This is a genomic window from Streptomyces sp. NRRL S-87 (assembly GCF_000719335.1).
Lineage (GTDB): Bacteria > Actinomycetota > Actinomycetes > Streptomycetales > Streptomycetaceae > Streptomyces.
Genome location: NZ_JOGB01000183.1, coordinates 1 through 469, shown reverse-complemented (window position 1 = coordinate 469; position 469 = coordinate 1). Strand labels below are relative to the sequence as shown.

Genomic DNA, 469 nt, shown 5'->3' with positions numbered 1-469 from the left:
GCGGCCGAGTAGCCGGTGAGCTCGGCCGCGGTCTCCGGAGCGTCCAGGACGAGGTGGTCGGCGTCCGTGCCGCGGGTCGTGGTGGGGGTGTCGGTGGTCGTGAGGACGAGGGTGGGTCGGGCGTCGCGCAGCATGTAGTCGGTGCGGTCGGCGGGGTATTTGGTGTCGAGGGGCAGGTAGGCGCCGCCGGCCTTCATGACGGCGAGGAGGGCGACGACCAGCTGTGCCGAGCGGGGTAGGGCCAGGGCGACGACGTGCTCGGGGCCGACGCCGCGTGCGACGAGGAGGCGGGCCAGGCGGTTGGCCCGGGCGTCGAGTTCGGCGTACGAGAGCTCCTCGCGTCCGAAGACGACCGCGACGGCGTCCGGGGTGCGGGCGGCCTGCTCCTCGAACAGTTCCGGGAACGTCCTCGCGGGGAGCGCCAGTGCCGTGTCGTTCCACTCGGTCAGCACCCGCCGCCGCTCCAGCG

At 74.0% G+C, this 469-nt stretch carries 1 protein-coding gene; it reads right to left on the bottom strand.

Annotated features, from left to right (window positions below; all coding sequences use genetic code 11):
- On the bottom strand, window positions 1-469 hold a 469-nt coding region (locus IF43_RS37525), incomplete at both ends, for an AMP-binding protein (RefSeq protein ID WP_037891690.1).